Source organism: Pseudosulfitobacter pseudonitzschiae (genome assembly GCF_002222635.1).
Classification (GTDB): Bacteria; Pseudomonadota; Alphaproteobacteria; order Rhodobacterales; family Rhodobacteraceae; genus Pseudosulfitobacter; species Pseudosulfitobacter pseudonitzschiae_A.
In genome coordinates this window covers 2,516,596-2,533,702 of the sequence record NZ_CP022415.1, presented here as the reverse complement: position 1 = coordinate 2,533,702, position 17,107 = coordinate 2,516,596, and the positions used below count along the sequence as shown (strand labels likewise).

General features: G+C 62.1%; 20 protein-coding genes. 12 read left to right on the top strand and 8 right to left on the bottom strand.

Going from position 1 to position 17,107, the window contains the following annotated elements; all coding sequences use genetic code 11:
* Positions 1-70: 70 nt before the first annotated feature.
* The 4 genes from SULPSESMR1_RS12325 to SULPSESMR1_RS12310 are packed head-to-tail and all read left to right on the top strand — an operon-like array spanning position 71 to position 2,573.
* Positions 71-1,234, top strand: coding sequence for a serine hydrolase domain-containing protein (locus SULPSESMR1_RS12325; RefSeq protein WP_089421094.1), 1,164 nt, complete (start codon positions 71-73; stop codon positions 1,232-1,234).
* Between the two features lie 38 nt (positions 1,235-1,272).
* Positions 1,273-1,878: a CDP-diacylglycerol--glycerol-3-phosphate 3-phosphatidyltransferase gene (gene pgsA / locus SULPSESMR1_RS12320; RefSeq protein WP_089421093.1), complete on the top strand. Its 606-nt coding sequence runs from the start codon at positions 1,273-1,275 to the stop codon at positions 1,876-1,878.
* Positions 1,878-2,123: a molybdopterin converting factor subunit 1 gene (gene moaD, locus SULPSESMR1_RS12315; RefSeq protein ID WP_089421092.1), complete on the top strand. Its 246-nt coding sequence runs from the start codon at positions 1,878-1,880 to the stop codon at positions 2,121-2,123. The genes pgsA and moaD overlap by 1 nt, the downstream gene beginning before the upstream one ends.
* A 3-nt stretch (positions 2,124-2,126) precedes the next feature.
* Positions 2,127-2,573, top strand: a complete 447-nt coding sequence (locus SULPSESMR1_RS12310) for a molybdenum cofactor biosynthesis protein MoaE (RefSeq protein WP_089421091.1) — start codon at positions 2,127-2,129, stop codon at positions 2,571-2,573.
* Between the two features lie 35 nt (positions 2,574-2,608).
* Here the strand turns inward: SULPSESMR1_RS12310 and SULPSESMR1_RS12305 are convergent, their stop codons facing one another.
* The 3 genes from SULPSESMR1_RS12305 to ubiA all read right to left on the bottom strand — a co-directional run bounded on the left by SULPSESMR1_RS12305 (position 2,609) and on the right by ubiA (position 5,923).
* Entirely contained in the window at positions 2,609-2,935 is a 327-nt protein-coding gene (locus tag SULPSESMR1_RS12305) for a hypothetical protein (protein WP_089421090.1), read from the bottom strand.
* Positions 2,932-4,869 (bottom strand): OmpA family protein, encoded by a 1,938-nt coding sequence (locus SULPSESMR1_RS12300; protein WP_089421089.1) that lies wholly within the window; start codon positions 4,867-4,869, stop codon positions 2,932-2,934. The genes SULPSESMR1_RS12305 and SULPSESMR1_RS12300 overlap by 4 nt, the downstream gene beginning before the upstream one ends.
* Before the next feature lie 61 nt (positions 4,870-4,930).
* Positions 4,931-5,923: a 4-hydroxybenzoate octaprenyltransferase gene (gene ubiA / locus SULPSESMR1_RS12295; protein ID WP_089421088.1), complete on the bottom strand. Its 993-nt coding sequence runs from the start codon at positions 5,921-5,923 to the stop codon at positions 4,931-4,933.
* Between the two features lie 12 nt (positions 5,924-5,935).
* Between ubiA and SULPSESMR1_RS12290 the strand changes: the two genes are divergently transcribed.
* From SULPSESMR1_RS12290 to SULPSESMR1_RS12280, 3 genes are all read left to right on the top strand, one after another.
* Positions 5,936-6,655 carry a 16S rRNA (uracil(1498)-N(3))-methyltransferase gene (locus tag SULPSESMR1_RS12290; protein WP_089422310.1) on the top strand — a complete coding sequence of 240 codons (720 nt, stop codon included), beginning with the start codon at positions 5,936-5,938 and terminating at the stop codon, positions 6,653-6,655.
* A gap of 88 nt (positions 6,656-6,743) precedes the next feature.
* Positions 6,744-7,271 carry a hypothetical protein gene (locus tag SULPSESMR1_RS12285; protein ID WP_089422309.1) on the top strand — a complete coding sequence of 176 codons (528 nt, stop codon included), beginning with the start codon at positions 6,744-6,746 and terminating at the stop codon, positions 7,269-7,271.
* Between the two features lie 83 nt (positions 7,272-7,354).
* The gene (locus SULPSESMR1_RS12280) at positions 7,355-8,725 is read left to right on the top strand and encodes a glutamate--cysteine ligase (RefSeq protein ID WP_089421087.1); all 1,371 of its coding nucleotides are present in this window, start codon (positions 7,355-7,357) and stop codon (positions 8,723-8,725) included.
* A gap of 139 nt (positions 8,726-8,864) precedes the next feature.
* Here SULPSESMR1_RS12280 and plsY read toward each other — a convergent pair whose 3' ends face one another.
* The 5 genes from plsY to SULPSESMR1_RS12255 form a co-directional block, all read right to left on the bottom strand.
* A complete protein-coding gene (plsY, locus tag SULPSESMR1_RS12275; protein WP_089421086.1) occupies positions 8,865-9,473 on the bottom strand; it encodes a glycerol-3-phosphate 1-O-acyltransferase PlsY in 609 nt (202 codons plus the stop codon).
* Positions 9,474-10,778, bottom strand: coding sequence for a dihydroorotase (gene pyrC, locus SULPSESMR1_RS12270; protein ID WP_089421085.1), 1,305 nt, complete (start codon positions 10,776-10,778; stop codon positions 9,474-9,476).
* Between the two features lie 75 nt (positions 10,779-10,853).
* Positions 10,854-11,306 carry a hypothetical protein gene (locus SULPSESMR1_RS12265; RefSeq protein WP_089421084.1) on the bottom strand — a complete coding sequence of 151 codons (453 nt, stop codon included), beginning with the start codon at positions 11,304-11,306 and terminating at the stop codon, positions 10,854-10,856.
* Positions 11,303-11,842 carry a hypothetical protein gene (locus tag SULPSESMR1_RS12260; RefSeq protein ID WP_157729012.1) on the bottom strand — a complete coding sequence of 180 codons (540 nt, stop codon included), beginning with the start codon at positions 11,840-11,842 and terminating at the stop codon, positions 11,303-11,305. The genes SULPSESMR1_RS12265 and SULPSESMR1_RS12260 overlap by 4 nt, the downstream gene beginning before the upstream one ends.
* Positions 11,843-11,922: 80 nt before the next feature.
* On the bottom strand, positions 11,923-12,864 hold the full coding sequence (locus tag SULPSESMR1_RS12255; protein ID WP_089421082.1) for an aspartate carbamoyltransferase catalytic subunit: 942 nt from the start codon (positions 12,862-12,864) through the stop codon (positions 11,923-11,925).
* Between the two features lie 118 nt (positions 12,865-12,982).
* Here SULPSESMR1_RS12255 and SULPSESMR1_RS12250 point away from each other — a divergent pair, with 118 nt between their 5' ends.
* From SULPSESMR1_RS12250 to SULPSESMR1_RS12230, 5 genes are all read left to right on the top strand, one after another.
* Complete coding sequence (locus tag SULPSESMR1_RS12250; protein WP_089421081.1) at positions 12,983-13,756, top strand: uracil-DNA glycosylase; 774 nt, start codon at positions 12,983-12,985, stop codon at positions 13,754-13,756.
* On the top strand, positions 13,753-14,349 hold the full coding sequence (locus SULPSESMR1_RS12245; RefSeq protein ID WP_089421080.1) for a metallophosphoesterase family protein: 597 nt from the start codon (positions 13,753-13,755) through the stop codon (positions 14,347-14,349). Before SULPSESMR1_RS12250 ends, SULPSESMR1_RS12245 begins: the two co-directional genes overlap by 4 nt.
* A 27-nt stretch (positions 14,350-14,376) precedes the next feature.
* Positions 14,377-14,994, top strand: coding sequence for a LysE family translocator (locus tag SULPSESMR1_RS12240; RefSeq protein ID WP_089421079.1), 618 nt, complete (start codon positions 14,377-14,379; stop codon positions 14,992-14,994).
* A complete protein-coding gene (moaB, locus tag SULPSESMR1_RS12235; protein ID WP_089421078.1) occupies positions 14,991-15,533 on the top strand; it encodes a molybdenum cofactor biosynthesis protein B in 543 nt (180 codons plus the stop codon). Before SULPSESMR1_RS12240 ends, moaB begins: the two co-directional genes overlap by 4 nt.
* Positions 15,534-15,636: 103 nt before the next feature.
* Complete coding sequence (locus SULPSESMR1_RS12230) at positions 15,637-17,106, top strand: efflux RND transporter periplasmic adaptor subunit (protein WP_089421077.1); 1,470 nt, start codon at positions 15,637-15,639, stop codon at positions 17,104-17,106.
* Position 17,107 lies beyond the last annotated feature (1 nt).

Genomic DNA, 17,107 nt, shown 5'->3' with positions numbered 1-17,107 from the left:
AGCGGCATTTGCATCTTGCCTCTGCCGCGTATTCCTCCGACCCTGCTGCTGAATAACAAAAGGTCCAGATATGCCCCTGATGCAAGGTTTCCCGCCCGCCCCAGAAGACCGCGCCACGCTGGCCAACTGGCGCACCCAGCCATTCAACGCATGGGCATTTCACCATGTGCGCGAGGTCGTGCCATCCGCCGAAATCCGCAATGATCCGGCCAACGTGCGGGTGCTGCCCGAGGGCGACACCGATCTGTCTGCGGCCGATTTGGACGCGGCGATAAATGGCATGGCGAACGACGCGCTGGTGGTCCTGCACAAAGGCAAGGTTGTTCACGAAAGCTATCGCAACGGCATGACCCGCTTTGACCCGCATATTCTGATGTCGGTGTCGAAATCGGTGCTGGGTTTGGTCATGGGAACTCTCGTTGAACGTGGCGAAGTGGCGATGGGTGACCTGCTGACCAAATACCTGCCCGAGGTTTCCGGCACGGCCTATGCCGGGGCCACCGTGCGCCATGCTTTGGACATGCAGGTGGGCCTGTTCTTTGAAGAGGACTATACGGCCACGGATGGTGTGATCGTTGATTATCGCAAGGCCGCCAACTGGAACCCGCTGGCGGCGGGCGATGTGGCTGGCGACTTGCGCAGCTTTCAAGAGCGCCTGACCGACAGCACCGGCCCGCATGGCGAAACATTCTACTACGCTTCGCCTGTAACCGACCTGCTGGTGTGGTTGATGGAACGCGCCACGGGCGTCCGCTTTGCCGATCTGGTCTCGCAACGGCTGTTTGCGCCGATGGGGGCCGAAACGTCCGGCTATATCACGGTTGACCGCATTGGTGCGGCGCGCGGGGCAGGGGGCATGTGCCTGACGGCGCGCGATCTGGCGCTGGTGGGGCAATTGATGATCGAGGAAGGTGCCCGCGACGGTGTGCAGATCATTCCCAAGGGCTGGATCGAAGACATCGTCACCAACGGCGACAACGCGGCGTGGCTGCGCGGCGACTTTCACGACAAGTTCGAAAACCAGCAAATGCACTACCGTGCGAAATGGTACGTTCACCCCGGTGACGCGCCGCTGATCCACGGGCTGGGCATTCATGGCCAGTTCCTGTTTGTCGATCCGGCACGCGAGCTGTCCATCGCGTGGTTCTCATCCGAAGACACACCCACCGATCAGGGCTGGATGGACCACGTGATGAAATCTGTCGAACGGATACGCGCCGCCATTCCCATCTGACCCTTTTCCATCGGCCCGCAACAGGATACCACGTTGATATGATCTGGAACCTGCCCAATACCCTGACGACCCTGCGGCTGCTTGCGGCCCCTATGGTCGCGGTCATGTTCCTGTTCTTTCCACGCTTTTACGCGGACTGGTTTGCACTGGTGCTGTTTGTGGGTGCGGCGATCACGGATTGGTTCGATGGTTATCTGGCCCGCGCTTGGAAGCAACAGACCAAACTGGGTGCGATGCTGGATCCGATCGCGGACAAGGCGATGGTGGTGATCGCACTGATGGTCATTATCGGATTCTCAAGCTGGAAAGCGTCGCTGGTGTTGCCCGCTACGATGATCCTGTTCCGCGAAGTCTTTGTCAGCGGGTTGCGCGAGTTTCTGGGTGATGTAGCCGGTACGCTGGCCGTGACGAAACTGGCTAAATGGAAAACCACATTGCAAATGATCGCCATCGCGGTTCTGTTCTCGCAGGGGGTTTTTGAACATTACAGCGCTACGGCTGGCGGACTGGGGTGGAAACTGATGGCGGCCCGTTGGTCGGGCGGCGTGGGGCTTGTCCTGCTGTGGGCTGCCGCCGGGCTGACTTTGATGACCGGCTGGGATTACTTCCGCAAGGCGCTGCCACATCTCAAGGAGACTGTCTGATGAATGTGCTCTATTTTGCATGGGTGCGCGAACGCATCGGCCTGCCGCGTGAACAGGTCCAGACGGACGCCGCCACGGTGAATGATCTTGTGGCCGAGCTGCGCGCCCGCGAAGACCGCTATGATCTGGCCTTTTCCGACCTTGGCGCCTTGCGGGTGGCGCTGGACCAGCAATTGTCCGACTTTGACGCGCCGCTGGCTGGCGTGCGCGAGGTTGCGTTTTTTCCACCGATGACAGGCGGCTAGGCCATGCGGATCACCGTGCAAGAGGCACCCTTTGATATGGGGACCGAGGCGAACGCCTTTGCTGCGGGTCACACGGATATGGGCGCGATTGTAACGTTTTCCGGCGTGGTGCGTGATCTGCCCGATGATCCGCTGGTGGCAATGGAAATCGAACATTACCCCGGTATGACCGAGTCCGCACTGACCGACATTGCGACCCGCGCGCAAGAGCGTTGGAGCCTTGGCGATGTGTTGGTGATCCACCGCTATGGCCGAATGGCACCGGGTGAACAAATCATGATGGTTGCCACCGCCGCCCCGCACCGCCGCGATGCGTTCGAGGCAGCAGAATATCTGATGGATTTCCTGAAGTCCCGTGCGCCTTTCTGGAAGCGCGAGATTACCGCCAATGGTGCGTCCGACTGGGTCTCCGCGAAAGATGCCGACGAAGACGCGCTAAGCCGCTGGTAGACCCTCGTTGTCCCTGGCAGAGGCGTTTCGCCTTTTCAGCCCGCCTGATTCTTCTCGATATAGGCGCGCATTTCTTCGGCTTCGTGGCGGGCGTCGCGCAGCCCGTCCATCGCGGCGCGCAGTTCTGCTTCGGTCTGGCTTAGCTGGTTGGTCAACTCGGCCTCGCGCTGTTGCAGGTACGTGATTGCCTGATCGCGGGTCTCTTCCGCTTCGTGCAATTCCTGACTCATCCGGTCCAGTTCGGCCACGTCGCCCGGAGCCACGCGGCTGAACCGGTGGACCAGCCAGTTTGCAAACCATCCAAGGCTGAAGGCCACAAATAGGATAATGGCCGTCGCGATGACGAATTCTGTTCTGCTCATTCCGTCGCGTCCCCTGACGAGTCTGACGCGGTGCTGCCTGCTGCGTCTTCGGTGGTGTCCTCGGGGTTGTTATCACCGTTTTCGGCCAAGCTTTCCAGAGTTGTTTGCGGTGTTGGAGCGCTTGGTTCGGGGCGGATCAACCAAAATTCGATGCGGCGGTTGGCTTCTCGGCCTTCTTCGGTGCCATTGTCCTGAATCGGGCGCTCTTCCCCATAGCCTTTGGCCTCGAAGGTGGACGTGCGCACGCGCCGTGCACGCAGTTCGTTCAAAACCGATTGGGCGCGGGCCTGACTGAGCGACAGGTTCATCTCTTCGCGGCCCTGACTGTCGGTGTGGCCTTGAATCTCAAGACGCAACTCGCCGCAGGTTTTCAGAACTTCGGCAATGTCGTCCATCGTGCCCAAAGCACCGGCGTCGATTGTGGCGCTGCCGGGTTCAAAATTGATTTTGTTGCTGTCGGTGATCGCCTTGATCTGGGCTTCGCATTCATCCGGCGTGGGAAGCGACGCCACGGGGTCCAGCTTTTCCCTATAGGTCACGCTGATCTCGAAATCTTCGGCCTCGCCCAGCTTGGCGGCCAAGAGGGTCGCGATTTCTGCGCTGGCGTCCGCGTTTCCGGTGTTGCCTGATACGGTCAGCTTGTCAGGGGTAACCGTAATGGCCCCGTTCGACAGGTAAGACAGCGATTCCAGTCCTGCCAGAACGCGGGTGGACCAATCCGAGGGCAGCCCCTCGACGACCCGCGCCGCCGTGTAAACACTGTCTGAGCCAAAGCGCGACCGTGCATAGCTGTCAGCGATGTTGCGCAGGTTCTCGGTGCTGAGCCGTCCGCGCAGCTGCACCTGACCCTCGGGTGACAAGGTGGCCACGAATTCGGGCGGGCCTTGGTCGGGCGCTTGGGTTTCGGGCAGCTTGGCATGAAGCGCAAAAACCTCGGGCAGGGCGTTTTCCAGCTCGCCCACCACAGTGTCGAACGTGCCCTGATCAGAGCCTTCTTGTGCCAGAAGGGTCACATCCGCATCGGAAAATGTCACCGAACCGCCACCGATCTTGGCCAGTGCCGCGATGGATTGCTCGACCGCTTGTGCCCAGTTCGGTGTCGGCACGCCCATGCCCACGGTGCAGCGTCCCTCGGGTGCCATACCTGCATTGGTGGCGGCAGTCAGGATGCGGGTTCGCGCCTTTTCGGTGTCGGCGCTGCATGCGTCAAAGCGTGCGCCCTCTTCGTCGATGATAAAGCGCAGGGTAAAGGGCGTGATAACCGGACGCGGTGCCGAAATGTCCAGCGTCAGACGCAGGCCCGGAGGGGCGGCGGATTTTAGCGATTTTTCCAGCGCCAGCTTGTCCTTGAGGCTGTCGGTGATCGCCGTGATCGCAACGCGGCCTGCGCTGACCGACACTTTGGCGCGTGGCAGTTGCTCCATCGCAACCAGCGCAAAACCCAACGCGTCCTCCCACCCCTCGGGGGCCGGATAGTTGGCGGTTTCGATCAGATCAGCCACAGGTGTTTCGGCACCGGCCATTGCGGCAAAGCGGTCGGTGATGATGTCGCGATCGGTGCTGTCGGGGATCAGCCCGATGATGGAAATGCCCGCATCATTACGCAAAATCTCGGCAGAAAATCGGGGCGCGCGAATTGCGGCGACCGCTTCGGCCTCCATTCCGTCGATCACGCGGGCGGCGTCCACCACGGTGCCCGCGGTGGTCAGGGCGGCAAAACGATCGGCCTCGGTCGGGGCAGTTCCGGCCAGCGTCACGGTCAGCCCGTCAGCCTGCACTTCGGCCCACGTTGCCCCTGCATCGTCGAGCGCATCGCGAACGCCGATCTCTGATGTCTCCTCGATCAGTTTGACCGAGAAATTGGCCGCCACGACGGACACGGCAGCGGCCGCAGCAAAGGTGATGGCGATGATCAGAGCCGAACTGAGACGCATGAGGATTCCGTAGGCAGTGACTGTACCGGACTTTGTTACGCGGCCCGCCTTGTGGTTTCAATCACGCCAGCAGGCTTGCGACAAAAAACACCAGCGGAATCATGCCGGTGTCACGGTTGGCGCGGAACAGTTGCAAACACTTTCCCGCGTCGCTTGCATCAAAGCCGCGCAACTGCCACGCCATGTGCCATCCCATCGCCCAAGGGCCGGCCAGTGCCAGAACCAGTGCCAGAACCGATGCTTGCGGCAGGGCGGCATAGATGACTGCAATGCCCATCAGCCCCACGGTTGCCATCAGAAAGCGACGCAGCCATTGGGGGGACTTTTCAGCGAACAGGCGGGCGGTGGATTTCACCCCGATCAGCGCGTCGTCCTCGGTGTCCTGATGAGCATAGATCGTGTCGTAAAACAGTGTCCACGCAATCCCCGCCAGATACAGCACCATGGCAGGCGCCGCCAGCGATCCGGTGTGCGCGACCCAGATCATCAGCGCACCCCAGTTGAACGCCAGCCCCAGAAACACCTGCGGCCACCATGTAAACCGCTTGGCAAAGGGATAGATCGCAACCGGCAGCAGGGCCAGCACACCCATCCGTATGGCCGCAGCGTTAAAGGTCAGCAGGATCAAAAAGGCCAAAAGCGCCTGCAAGCACATCCAGACCAGCGCCCCGCGCACGCTGACCTGACCCGAGGGGATGGGACGCGAGCGCGTGCGTTCGACCGCCCCGTCGATGTCACGGTCGGTGATGTCGTTCCAAGTGCATCCCGCACCGCGCATCAGAAACGCGCCCAATGCGCAGGCCACCACCAGCCACAGGTCGGACCAACGGGGGCTTTGGTCATAGAGAATCGCCAACGCCAGCCCCCACCAGCAGGGGATCAGCAACAGCCATGTCCCGATGGGACGGTCTGCACGGCTAAGGCGCAAGTAGGGTCGCATCCATGCCGGTGCCCAACGGTCCACCCAGTTGCCGCTGACCGCATCTGCGACCGATCCTTCAGGCTTTGCGTTTTCTGCGGGCTCTGCCTCTGGTGTGACGCGGTTGTCTTGCATATGTATCTGCCTATGAATGACGCGAAAATCCGCCTTTATGTAGACGCACCCTTGGGGCAGGGGCAAACGGTTCCTCTGAACCGCGATCAGGCGCATTACCTTTTCGGGGTCATGCGGCAGGCGGTTGGGGGCGCTGTGCTGCTGTTCAACGGACTGGACGGTGAGTGGCGCGCCGAGATTTCCGAAGCGGGCAAGCGGGGTGGGGTGCTGACCTGTGTGGCACAAACCGCGCCACTGCGGATGCCGCCCGATTTGTGGCTGCTGTTCGCCCCGATCAAAAAGGCGCGCACCGATTTCATCGTGGAAAAGGCCGCCGAGATGGGCGCCGCGCGCATTGTGCCGGTGATGACCGAGTTTACAAATGCTGGCCGCGTCCAGCACGAGCGCCTGCAAGCGCATGCGGTCGAGGCGGCCGAGCAATGCGGTGGCACCTATGTGCCGCAGGTCACCGAGGCGCAGAAGCTGGGCCGGTTGCTGGACCAGTGGAATCCAGCGCGACGCATCCTGTTTTGTGACGAGGCGTTGGCAGGTGACCCACCCGATCTGCCGGTGCAGGCTGGCCCTTGGGCCATTCTGATCGGCCCCGAGGGCGGATTTTCCGAAGGTGAACGCAAGCGCCTGCGCGGGCTGGATATTGCACATCCTGTGGCGCTGGGGCCGCGTATCTTGCGGGCCGATACAGCAGCGGTGGCTGCGATGACCCTGTGGCAACGGGCGTTGGGGGATTGGTGATGGGTAAGCATTTGGGGCGCTGCCCCCGGCCTGCGGCCTCCCCCGGGATATTTTGGGCCAAAAGAATGCAAGCAGGTGCGCGATGGCAATAGGGTTCTTCCGGCCCGAGGCTGTGGCCGCAGTGATACGTTGGCGCGAAGCGCTGGTGGGCGCGGGGCTGGCAGTGTTGGGCCTGTGGTGGATACTGGGGCCGGGCGGGTTGCTGGCATTGGTCGGAGCGTTGCTGGTTCTGATTGCGGGCGGGTTGATTCTGATCGGCATCCAGCGCGGGCGGTTTCGCGGTCCCGGTGGCGGTGCGGGTGCGGTGCAGGTGGACGAAGGGCAGATCACCTATTTTGGGCCGCTGACCGGCGGGGCTGTTGCGCTGCGCGAACTTGAGCGTCTGACGCTGGATCGCGCAATGTATCCGCCGCACTGGCGGCTGGACCAACGCGGATCGCCTGCGCTGCTTATTCCGGTGAATGCGGCGGGGTCGGATGCGTTGTTTGATGCCTTTGCCACCTTGCCCGGCTTGCGCACTGAACGAATGCTAAGCGAGCTGGGCGAGGATAACCGAGCGGCGGTTGTGATCTGGGAGCGCGCCCCCTTGCGTCCGCAAGCGGCGCGGCTGCATTAGGATGCTCTTCACGTCCTTGCGCCTTGACACTTCTGCGCCCGCCCTACACCAAGTCTCACGACGAACACGAAAGGCCACAGCGCATGTCTATTCCACAGTCCGGCGGCGGGCCGATCGAACATCACGACCAACTGGCACAGTACCTTGCCGACGGCTGTAAGCCCAAGGAAGACTGGCGTATTGGCACCGAACACGAGAAGTTCGGCTATATCAAAGACACGCTTACGCCGCTGCCGTTCGAGGGCAAACAGTCGATCGTGGCCGTTCTGGAAGGTCTGCGCGACCGCTATGGCTGGACTGAAGTGCGTGAAGGCGGACATCTGACGGGGCTGGAACTGGACGGCGCGAATGTGTCGCTGGAACCGGGCGGGGCGCTGGAGCTGTCGGGCGCGCCGCTTGAGACGATCCACGGCACCTGTGACGAGGTCAACGAGCACCTGCGTCAGGTCAAGGATATCTCGGACGAGATTGGAGTGGGTTTCATTGGTCTGGGGGCGGCGCCGACATGGATGCACGACGAGATGCCGCTGATGCCCAAAGGCCGCTACAAGCTGATGGACGCCTATATGGGCAAGGTCGGCACGATGGGGCGCACGATGATGCGCCGCACTTGCACCGTGCAGGTGAACCTTGATTTCGGGTCCGAGGCGGACATGGTGCAAAAGTTGCGCGTGGCGCTGGCGTTGCAGCCTGTGGCCGTGGCGCTGTTTGCCAATTCGCCCTTCTTCGAGGGCAAACCCAACGGTCATAAATCATGGCGCAGCCGCGTCTGGCGCGATCTGGACCCTGCGCGTACCGGTATGTTGCCATTTGTGTTCGAGGACGGCTTTGGCTTTGAGGCGTGGGTGCAATACGCGCTGGATGTGCCGATGTATTTTGTCTACCGCGATGGCAAATATATCGACGCGCTGGGCATGTCGTTCCGCGATTTCCTGAAGGGGCAATTGCCCGCGCTGCCCGGCGAAAAGCCGACCCTGTCCGATTGGGCCGACCACTTGACCACCGCCTTTCCCGAGGCGCGGATCAAGAAGTTTATCGAGATGCGGGGTGCCGACGGTGGGCCGTGGCGGCGGCTGTGTGCGCTGCCTGCATTTTGGACCGGGTTGATGTATGATCAGGGCGCGCTGGATGCGGCTTGGGATCTGGTCAAGGGGTGGGACGCGGAAACCCGCGAAGGGCTGCGCGTAGCGGCCTCGATCGACGGGTTGCAGGCCAAGGTTGGCGATGTGTCGATGATGGATATTGCGCGCCAGTCACTGGAGATTTCCAAGGCGGGGCTGCAAGCGCGGGCACGCCCCGGTGCGGGCGGCTTGATCCCGGACGAGACGCATTTCCTTAATGCGCTGCACGAAAGCGTTGAGACCGGGCAAACCCCAGCCGACGAGTTGCTGGCCCGTTACAATGGCGACTGGAACGGTGATCTGAACCGGATTTTTGACGAGTATTCCTATTAAGTTCAGTCCTGTTTCAGGCTGATCCCGACCGCGTCGGTGGTGCCCGAGGGCTAGCCGACGCGGATGCTGTGGCGGCCCGAGAAATAGGCAGCGTTGACGAGTTGCCGGTTTCAGAGAACGCGCGCTAGCATCGGACGGGTCAGGATTTTTGGCCGATCTTCGGCTCGGTCCCTTGACGGATGCGCGCGATGTTGGTGCGGTGACGCCAGAACACCAGCAGCGTCAGCAGAATACCCAACAGCAGCATGGCGCCATTTCCGGTCAGGATCAGCAGGAATGTCGATGCAGCTGCCGCCATAAGACCGCCCATCGAAGACATGCGCGACAAAAAGGCCGCCAGCGCCCATGCGATGCTGCAGCCCAGCCCGACGGGCCATGCCAGCGCCCACATCAGTCCCAGAAACGTCGCCACACCTTTGCCGCCCTTGAAACCCAGCCAGACCGGATAGCAATGGCCCAACATCGCCATCAGTGCGGCAAGCTGCGCGGCGTCCTCACCGGCGTAGAGACGTGCCAGAACAACGGCAACCACGCCTTTTCCTGCGTCCAGCAGCAGGGTAAGGGCGGCGGCGGATTTGTTGCCGGTCCGCAGTACGTTGGTCGCGCCGATGTTACCCGATCCGATCTGCCGCAGGTTGCCCAGCCCCAGCAGTTGCGTCAGCAGCAGACCAAAGGGAATGGACCCCAGTCCATAGCCGACCAGCGCCCACAGGAGCAGCGTAAAGGTAGAGCTGTCGATCAGCGGCATTCAGGCCCCCATTTCAAACACACATGCGCCGTCCACATATGTTGCCAGCACCTTACCCTGCATGCGCTGGCCGTCAAACGGCGTGTTGCGGGATTTCGACCGCAGCGTTGTGCGGTCCATGACAAAGGGCGCGTCGGCGTCAAACAGGACCAGATCGGCAGGTGCTCCGGCGCGCAGACGCCCCGACGCCAGCCCCAACCGGTTGGCAGGGTTCAGCGACATGGCACGCCACAGTTGCGGCAGGTCGATCAGGCCTGCATGAACCAGCCGCAAGGCGGCAGGCAGGAAGGTTTCCAAAGCGACGGCGCCACTGGCCGCTTCTTCGAAAGGCAGGCGTTTGCTTTCTTCGTCCTGCGGCGTGTGCATGGACGAGATGATGTCGATCAGCCCCGAGGCGACAGCTTCAGCCACGGCGGTGCGGTCGTCTTCGTCCCGCAGGGGCGGCTTGAGCTTGAAGAAGGTGCGGTAATCGGCCACGTCCAGCGCGTTCAGTGTCAGGTGATGCACTGATGTGCCCGCCGTGATGTCCAGTCCGTTGGCCTTGGCCCGCTCTAGCGCCGGAAGGGCGCGGGCGGTGGTGATCTGGTCGACGTGATAACGCGCACCGGTCATTTCGATCAGCGCAATGTCACGGTCCAGCGCCATGCGTTCGGCCATTGGCGTCACACCGGGCAGGCCGCGCAGCGACGCGAATTTTCCCGAGGTTACACAGGCGCCCGCGCTCAGGCCCGGTTCCTGCACATGGCCAATCACCAGCGCGCCCAGCGAGCGGGCATAGGTCAGCGCACGCGAGAACACTTTGGTATCGGTGACCACATGGTCGCAATCAGTGAACGCCACAGCGCCCGCGTCCAGCAGAAAGCTGATTTCGGTCATCTCGCGGCCCGCGCGGCCCTTGGTCAGGGCGGCCATCGGCAACACGTGTACGGGGGCTGCCTCGCGGGCGCGGCGGATCACGAATTCCAGCGTTTCAGGGTTGTCGATGGCCGGATCGGTGTCGGGACGGGTGACGATGGTGGTGACCCCCCCCGCCGCCGCAGCGGCCCCGGCCGAGCGAAAGCTTTCCTTGTGCCGTTCGCCGGGTTCGCAGACCTTTACGCCAATGTCGACGATGCCGGGGGCAAGGTATTTGCCCGCGCAGTCCACAATTGTTTGCGCGCCAAAGGTGTCAGGGCTTTCAATGGGCTGCGTTAGTACTTGTTTGACTTTGCCATCCTCGACCAGAAGGCCTCCGTCGATGATCTGGCCGGCTTCGGGGTCGATCAGGCGGGCGTTGGTAAAGAGGGTCAGGGTCAAGGGGCGCATCCTCATTCCGGTGTTTCCACTGGCTTTAGCGGGGATTGCGCGGCAGTGAAAGGGGGATGACGGAGTGGCGACCGCTTAGCCCTGCGCAGATGTCACGGCTTTTCGGATGCGCTTGGCCAGTGTCGATGCCGCCCTGATACCCACAGTTGTCCCATCGCGGCTGTCGTCCTTGCAGCGCACGGCGACAAGGCTGCCGATGTGGGTAACTTCGGCCACATCCCGCAGGGCGATGGCGCGGGCTTCGCCTGCTTTGCTGCGGCGGTCCTGTATCATTAAATATTCGTCGGACAGGCGCAACACAGCGACCACGGTGTCACCATTGTCCCAAAAGGGGCGGCTGGCCTGCGCAGTCCACGTCACCGCCAGCACAACCGACGCCCAAACCGGAAGCGACAGCGCCCAGACGATGACCACCATTGCCGCGCCCGTCCAGAACAACACCAGCGCGCGGGCTGCCGTAAAGGCCAGATCGCGGCGATAGACCGTGTGGGTAAGAACAATGTCGCTTTGTGCGGTGTCGCCGGTCATGCCAGCCACACAACCAGACCGGTGATCAGAAAGATAACCAGTAGCGCGGCCGTGGCCACACGGCCCGACATTGCGGCATCTGAAACCGGTCTGCTGGCCTTGGGCGGGCCGCTGTATGGATCGGCCGAGGCGCTGGTGACGGTTTCGATTGTGGTCCACTCTGCAGCCGGTGCACCAAAGGTGCCGATCAGCGTCAGATCGGGCGTGTCGGGCAGGGTCACATTCAGATCGCGGAACGCCAGCGACAGCACCACCAGCACATATCCCTCAAGCGCGCGCAGACGGTTTGCTTGCGGATCAAGCTGGGCGCGGGGGATGTCATAACCCGTGTGCAGATAATCATCGAGCCCCATCTCTCCCAGATCGGCCACCCTGAACAGTTCGATATAATCGGGATTCAGCTCGTTCGCACCCAGCAGTGTCTGGATCGCATGGGTGCCTTCGTTCAAAATCGCTTGGGCTTCGGATTCGGTCTTGTTGATGGCAAATAGGCGCAGGCGGCCACGTTCCATCGGAGGTATTTCTGCAAGGCTCATCAGATTGCCCTTTGCGGGTTTGGCATTATACAGTTCAACATATGGCGTGCGCCGGGTCTGGCCAGTGCTGGCCGCGTTGATCAGGCGGCGTTACGCTCGGTGCGCAGGTTTTGGGCCAACAGGTCCATCGCGGCCATGCGCACGGCCACGCCCATCTCGACCTGCTCCTGAATGACGCTGCGGTTGATGTCGTCGGCCAGCGTTCCGTCGATTTCGACGCCGCGGTTCATCGGGCCGGGGTGCATGACGATCGCGTCGGGCTTGGCATGTGCAAGCTTTTCGGAATCCAATCCAAACCGGTGGTAATACTCGCGTTCGCTGGGGATAAAGCCGCCATCCATGCGCTCTTTTTGCAAGCGCAACATCATCACCACATCCACATCTTTCAGCCCCTCGGCCATGTCGTCAAAGACTTCGACACCGAAATCCTCGATGCCCGAGGGCATCAACGTCGGCGGTGCGATCAGACGGATGCGGTTTTCCATCTTGCCCAGCAGCATGATGTTGCTGCGTGCCACGCGGCTATGGGCGATGTCGCCGCAGATGGCGATGGACAGGCGGTGCAGGCGGCCCTTGGCGCGGCGGATGGTCAGCGCGTCCAGCAGCGCCTGTGTCGGGTGTTCGTGGCGCCCGTCACCGGCATTCAGCACCGCGCAGTTCACCTTTTGCGCCAGCAGGTCCACGGCACCCGATTGCGGGTGGCGCACCACCAGCAGGTCTGGATGCATGGCGTTCAGCGTCATCGCGGTGTCGATCAGCGTCTCGCCCTTTTTGATCGAACTGGCTTGCATCGCCATGTTCATCACATCCGCACCCAGCCGTTTGCCTGCAATTTCAAACGATGCCTGCGTGCGCGTCGAGTTTTCAAAGAACATATTGATCTGGGTCAGCCCCGCCAGCACGTCCGAATGTTTGGCGGTACGGTTCAGCGTGACGTAATCGTCGGCCAGATCCAGCAATGAGGTGATGTCTGAGGGGGCAAGCGGCTCGATGCCCAGCAGATGGCGGTGTTTGAAGGTCATACGCGCGTCTCCAGAGTTGCTGGCGTTATAGGGATGCGGCAGGGGGGCGGCAAGCATCGGTGACTGTTACAATGCAAGAGGCGTTTTGTCTGGCTGCAGAGCGGCGTAGAGTGGTGGCATGGAATCACTGAGCTATCATGACGCCGCCGCCTTGCTGGCTTGGCAGGTCGAGTTGGGAGTGGACGAGTGTATCATGGATGCGCCTGTCAACCGCTATGAAACACCTGCTGCCGCACCCAAGCCCAAGGTCGCCCCCGAAGCGCCCCAACGTGGCGCAGTCCGCTTTGCCGAGACACAGGTAGATGTGCCCGCATTGGCCCGCGCAGCAGCGGCGCAGGCCGGTGATATTGTGGCGTTGAAGGCGGCGATTGACAGCTTTGGCCGTTGCGATTTGCAAAAGGGTGCGCGCAATCTGGTGTTTGCCGATGGTGATCCGTCTGCGCGGGTGATGATCGTGGGCGATGCCCCAACCCGCGACGAGGACCGTGCAGGCACCCCCTTTGTCGGACCTGCGGGGGCGATGCTGGATGCGATGTTTGCGGCCATCGGCATGGGGCGCGGAACTGACGTTCCGGTTTACATGACCTTGGCCTTGCCGTGGCGCACCCCGCAGGACCGCGCGCCAAGTGGAGAAGAGATCGCGATGATGGCCCCCTTTGTAGAGCGTCACATCGCGCTGGCCGATCCGGATGCGGTTGTGATTATGGGCAATGTGGCAGCGCAGGCCCTTTTGGGCAAACCTGGCATCACGCGGATGCGCGGCATCTGGACAGAGGTTTGTGGCAAGCCTGCAATGCCGATGTTTCCGCCCGCCCACTTGCTGCGCAATCCGCTGGCCAAGCGCGACGCTTGGGCCGATCTTCTGGACATACAGGCACGGTTGAACCCATGAAGATTCTGGCCTTTTCCGACCTGCACCATGCCCGCGCCCGTGCTGCCGATCTTGTGACCGCAAGTGCCGATGCCGATCTGGTGGTCGGGGCGGGCGACTATTGCAACATGCGTCAGGACATCGAGGGTGCGATGGCACTGCTGGACGGGATCACAGCGCCACTGGTGTTGGTGCCGGGCAATGCCGAAAGCGTAGACGAACTGCGCGCTGCCGCCCCGCGCGCGACGGTGCTGCATGGTGAAGGTCTGACGATCGGCGGGCTGCGCCTGTTCGGTCTGGGCTGCGGCGTGCCACCGACGCCCTTTGGCGAATGGTCCTGCGATCTGGACGAAGACACTGCCGCCGCGATGCTGCAAGGGTGCGATGGCACTGATCTGCTGATTTGCCATGCACCGCCCAAGGGCATGGTGGACGTAACCAGCGGCGGAATTTCAGTCGGTTCGACCGCGATACGCGCAGCGGTCGAGCGCGCACAACCCAAGCTGATGATGTGCGGGCATATTCACGATTGTTGGGGCCAAGAGGGGCAGATCGGTGACACCCGCGTGGTCAATCTCGGGCCAACGGTGAACTGGTTTACCTTGGGCGTATAAGCGGCTTATGCCGGATTGGAACCGAAGATGACGGAATGGATCACCTTGCTGGCGTTTCTGCCTGCAGCACTGGCGCTGAACCTGACACCGGGGGCGGATATGATGTTTTGTCTGGGCCAGGGGTTGCGGTCGGGCCCGAAGGCGGCCGTGGCGGCGAGTGCGGGCATCTCTTTAGGCGCGTTCATCCACACCGGACTGGCGGGGATGGGCTTGGGTGCAGTGGTGGCCACGGTGCCGGGCGCGTTCGAAGTGATCCGTTGGGCGGGTGTGGTCTATTTGCTGTATCTTGCCCTGCAACTGCTGCGCGGCGATGACGCCAAGCGCAGCAAGGCGGGCGGATTGCGTGCCGCGCAAGCGTTTCGCACAGGGTTGGTGGTCAACCTGACCAACCCCAAGGTGATCCTGTTCGTGTTGGCGTTCCTTCCGCAATTAATTCACCCCGATGGTTTGCCTGTCTTGGTGCAGTTCCTGATATTGGGTGCGGTGATGGCGTTGGGCGGGTTCGTGATCAACGGCGCCGTGGGCATCTTTGCCTCGGGCCTTGGGGCACGGCTGGCGCGGGGCAGCCGCGTGTTGGACTATATAACCAGTGGCATTTTTGCAGCCCTTGCCCTGCGACTGGCCCTTTTGGAGCGCAGCGCATGAGCCGTATTGACGACACCAAGGAATTTATCCCCGTGCGCATCGCAGTGCTGACTGTCAGCGATACCCGCAGCCTGACCGACGACCGCTCGGGCGATGTGCTGGTGGACCGGATTGCAGCCGCGGGCCACGCGTTGGCCGACCGCAAGATCATCACGGACGAACGGGCCGAGATTGCGGAACAGTTGCGCGCATGGTGCGCCGATCCACAGATCGACGTGGTGATCAGCACCGGTGGCACCGGCCTGACGGGCCGCGATGTCACGGTCGAGGCGCACCGCGATGTTTACGAAAAGGAAATCGACGCTTTTGGCACCGTCTTTACCATCGTCAGCATGAACAAGATCGGCACCAGCGCGGTGCAAAGCCGCGCCACAGGCGGCGTGGCGGGTGGCACCTATCTGTTCGCTCTGCCCGGCAGCCCCGGCGCATGCAAGGATGCTTGGGATGAAATTCTGGTCAAGCAACTGGATTTCCGCCACCGCCCCTGCAACTTTGTCGAAATAATGCCACGTCTGGACGAACATCTGCGACGGAAATGAAATCGCTTTGCGTAATAGTGTCGTGGGGCAGGGTTTCGTGCTGCCTGTTCGCGCTATGATAACAAGTCTCTGACGATACAAAGGGACGTATAGGTATGAACGCATGCGGTTTCTAAGGCAAAGCCTGATCGGTCTGGTTTTAACGGCGCTGACGCTGGCTTTGCTGGTCTATGCGGGCAATCTGGTGCGCAGTGCGGTGCAAGAGCGTCTGTCGCGCGAAACCAAGGCACCGCCAACGCGCGAACGCACATTCGCGGTCAACCTTGTGCAGGCCCAAGCGGGCGACGTGACGCCGATGCTTGAGTCCTTCGGGCAGGTCCAATCGCGTCGCACGCTTGAATTGCGCGCCGCAGTGGCAGGGCGTGTGATTGAGATGGCCGACAGTTTCGAAGACGGTGGCACGGTGCGCGAGGGTGACGTGCTGGTGCGCGTCGATCCCGCCGACGCGCAATCGGTTCTGGACCGTGTAGAGGCCGATATTTCCGACGCCAAGGCTGATCTGCGCGATGCACAACGCACGCTGGATCTGGGCCGCGACGATCAGGCCGCAGCCCAAGAACAAGCTGACCTGCGCCAGCGCGCATTTCAGCGACAGGTCGAGCTGGAAGAACGGGGCGTGGGCACGGCAGCTGCTGTTGAAACCGCCGAACTTGCTGCCTCGGCTGCGCGTCAGGCCATTTTATCGCGCCGTCAGGCCGTTACAGCCGCCGAGGCGCGGATTGATCAGGCCAAAACCACGCTTGCCCGCACCGAAATCGCGCTGGCCGAGGCCGAGCGGCGGTTGTCCGACACGACCCTGCGCGCGCCCTTTGACGGGACGCTAAGCCTGACTACAGTCGCGTTGGGGCGGCTGGTTTCCACCAACGAAAAGCTGGCCGATCTGATTGACCCTGATGCGCTGGAAGTGTCGTTTCGCGTGTCCACAGCGCAATATGCGCGCCTGTTGGACAACGCAGGCAAGCTGCTGGATGCGCCGGTCGTGGCGACGCTGGATGTGGCGGGCATTGATTTGCAGGCCTCGGGCGTGATCAACCGTGCCAGCGCCGATGCGGGCGAATCCCAGACAGGGCGTCTGATCTTTGCCCGTCTGGACAACGCACGCGGTTTCAAGCCTGGCGATTTCGTGACCGTCGCCGTTCAAGAACCGCTAATGTCCAATGTGATCCGCCTGCCGTCGTCGGCCATGAGCGCGGATAGCAACGTGCTGGTGCTGGGCGAGGGCAACCGGTTGGAAGCCGTGCCGGTCACACTGATGCGCCGTCAGGGCGATGATGTTCTGGTGCGTAGCGATGCTCTGGCAGGCCGCGAGGTGGTCGAGGCGCGCTCGCCTTTGTTGGGTGCCGGCATTGCCGTGACACCCCTGCGCCAAGGCCGTGAAGACTCGGCACCGACACTGGCACCGGCCCCGCAGATGCTTGAGCTGAGTGAAGAGCGCCGCGCGCGGCTGGTGGCTTTTGTCGAGGCAAATGACCGGATGCCGCAAGAGGCCAAGGCACGGGTTCTTGCGCAACTGGCCGAACCCCAAGTGCCCGCACAAATGGTCGAACGGATCGAAAGCCGGATGGGCGGCTGAT

What these genes read in the sequence shown, in the direction of transcription:
- SULPSESMR1_RS12325 (WP_089421094.1), top strand. Translation starts at nt 71, where the DNA reads ATGCCCCTGATGCAAGGTTTCCCGCCCGCCCCAGAAGACCGCGCCACG.
- pgsA (WP_089421093.1), top strand. Translation starts at nt 1,273, where the DNA reads ATGATCTGGAACCTGCCCAATACCCTGACGACCCTGCGGCTGCTTGCG.
- moaD (WP_089421092.1), top strand. Translation starts at nt 1,878, where the DNA reads ATGAATGTGCTCTATTTTGCATGGGTGCGCGAACGCATCGGCCTGCCG.
- SULPSESMR1_RS12310 (WP_089421091.1), top strand. Translation starts at nt 2,127, where the DNA reads ATGCGGATCACCGTGCAAGAGGCACCCTTTGATATGGGGACCGAGGCG.
- SULPSESMR1_RS12305 (WP_089421090.1), bottom strand. Translation starts at nt 2,935, where the DNA reads ATGAGCAGAACAGAATTCGTCATCGCGACGGCCATTATCCTATTTGTG.
- SULPSESMR1_RS12300 (WP_089421089.1), bottom strand. Translation starts at nt 4,869, where the DNA reads ATGCGTCTCAGTTCGGCTCTGATCATCGCCATCACCTTTGCTGCGGCC.
- ubiA (WP_089421088.1), bottom strand. Translation starts at nt 5,923, where the DNA reads ATGCAAGACAACCGCGTCACACCAGAGGCAGAGCCCGCAGAAAACGCA.
- SULPSESMR1_RS12290 (WP_089422310.1), top strand. Translation starts at nt 5,936, where the DNA reads ATGAATGACGCGAAAATCCGCCTTTATGTAGACGCACCCTTGGGGCAG.
- SULPSESMR1_RS12280 (WP_089421087.1), top strand. Translation starts at nt 7,355, where the DNA reads ATGTCTATTCCACAGTCCGGCGGCGGGCCGATCGAACATCACGACCAA.
- plsY (WP_089421086.1), bottom strand. Translation starts at nt 9,473, where the DNA reads ATGCCGCTGATCGACAGCTCTACCTTTACGCTGCTCCTGTGGGCGCTG.
- pyrC (WP_089421085.1), bottom strand. Translation starts at nt 10,778, where the DNA reads ATGCGCCCCTTGACCCTGACCCTCTTTACCAACGCCCGCCTGATCGAC.
- SULPSESMR1_RS12265 (WP_089421084.1), bottom strand. Translation starts at nt 11,306, where the DNA reads ATGACCGGCGACACCGCACAAAGCGACATTGTTCTTACCCACACGGTC.
- SULPSESMR1_RS12260 (WP_157729012.1), bottom strand. Translation starts at nt 11,842, where the DNA reads ATGAGCCTTGCAGAAATACCTCCGATGGAACGTGGCCGCCTGCGCCTA.
- SULPSESMR1_RS12255 (WP_089421082.1), bottom strand. Translation starts at nt 12,864, where the DNA reads ATGACCTTCAAACACCGCCATCTGCTGGGCATCGAGCCGCTTGCCCCC.
- SULPSESMR1_RS12250 (WP_089421081.1), top strand. Translation starts at nt 12,983, where the DNA reads ATGGAATCACTGAGCTATCATGACGCCGCCGCCTTGCTGGCTTGGCAG.
- SULPSESMR1_RS12245 (WP_089421080.1), top strand. Translation starts at nt 13,753, where the DNA reads ATGAAGATTCTGGCCTTTTCCGACCTGCACCATGCCCGCGCCCGTGCT.
- SULPSESMR1_RS12240 (WP_089421079.1), top strand. Translation starts at nt 14,377, where the DNA reads ATGACGGAATGGATCACCTTGCTGGCGTTTCTGCCTGCAGCACTGGCG.
- moaB (WP_089421078.1), top strand. Translation starts at nt 14,991, where the DNA reads ATGAGCCGTATTGACGACACCAAGGAATTTATCCCCGTGCGCATCGCA.
- SULPSESMR1_RS12230 (WP_089421077.1), top strand. Translation starts at nt 15,637, where the DNA reads ATGCGGTTTCTAAGGCAAAGCCTGATCGGTCTGGTTTTAACGGCGCTG.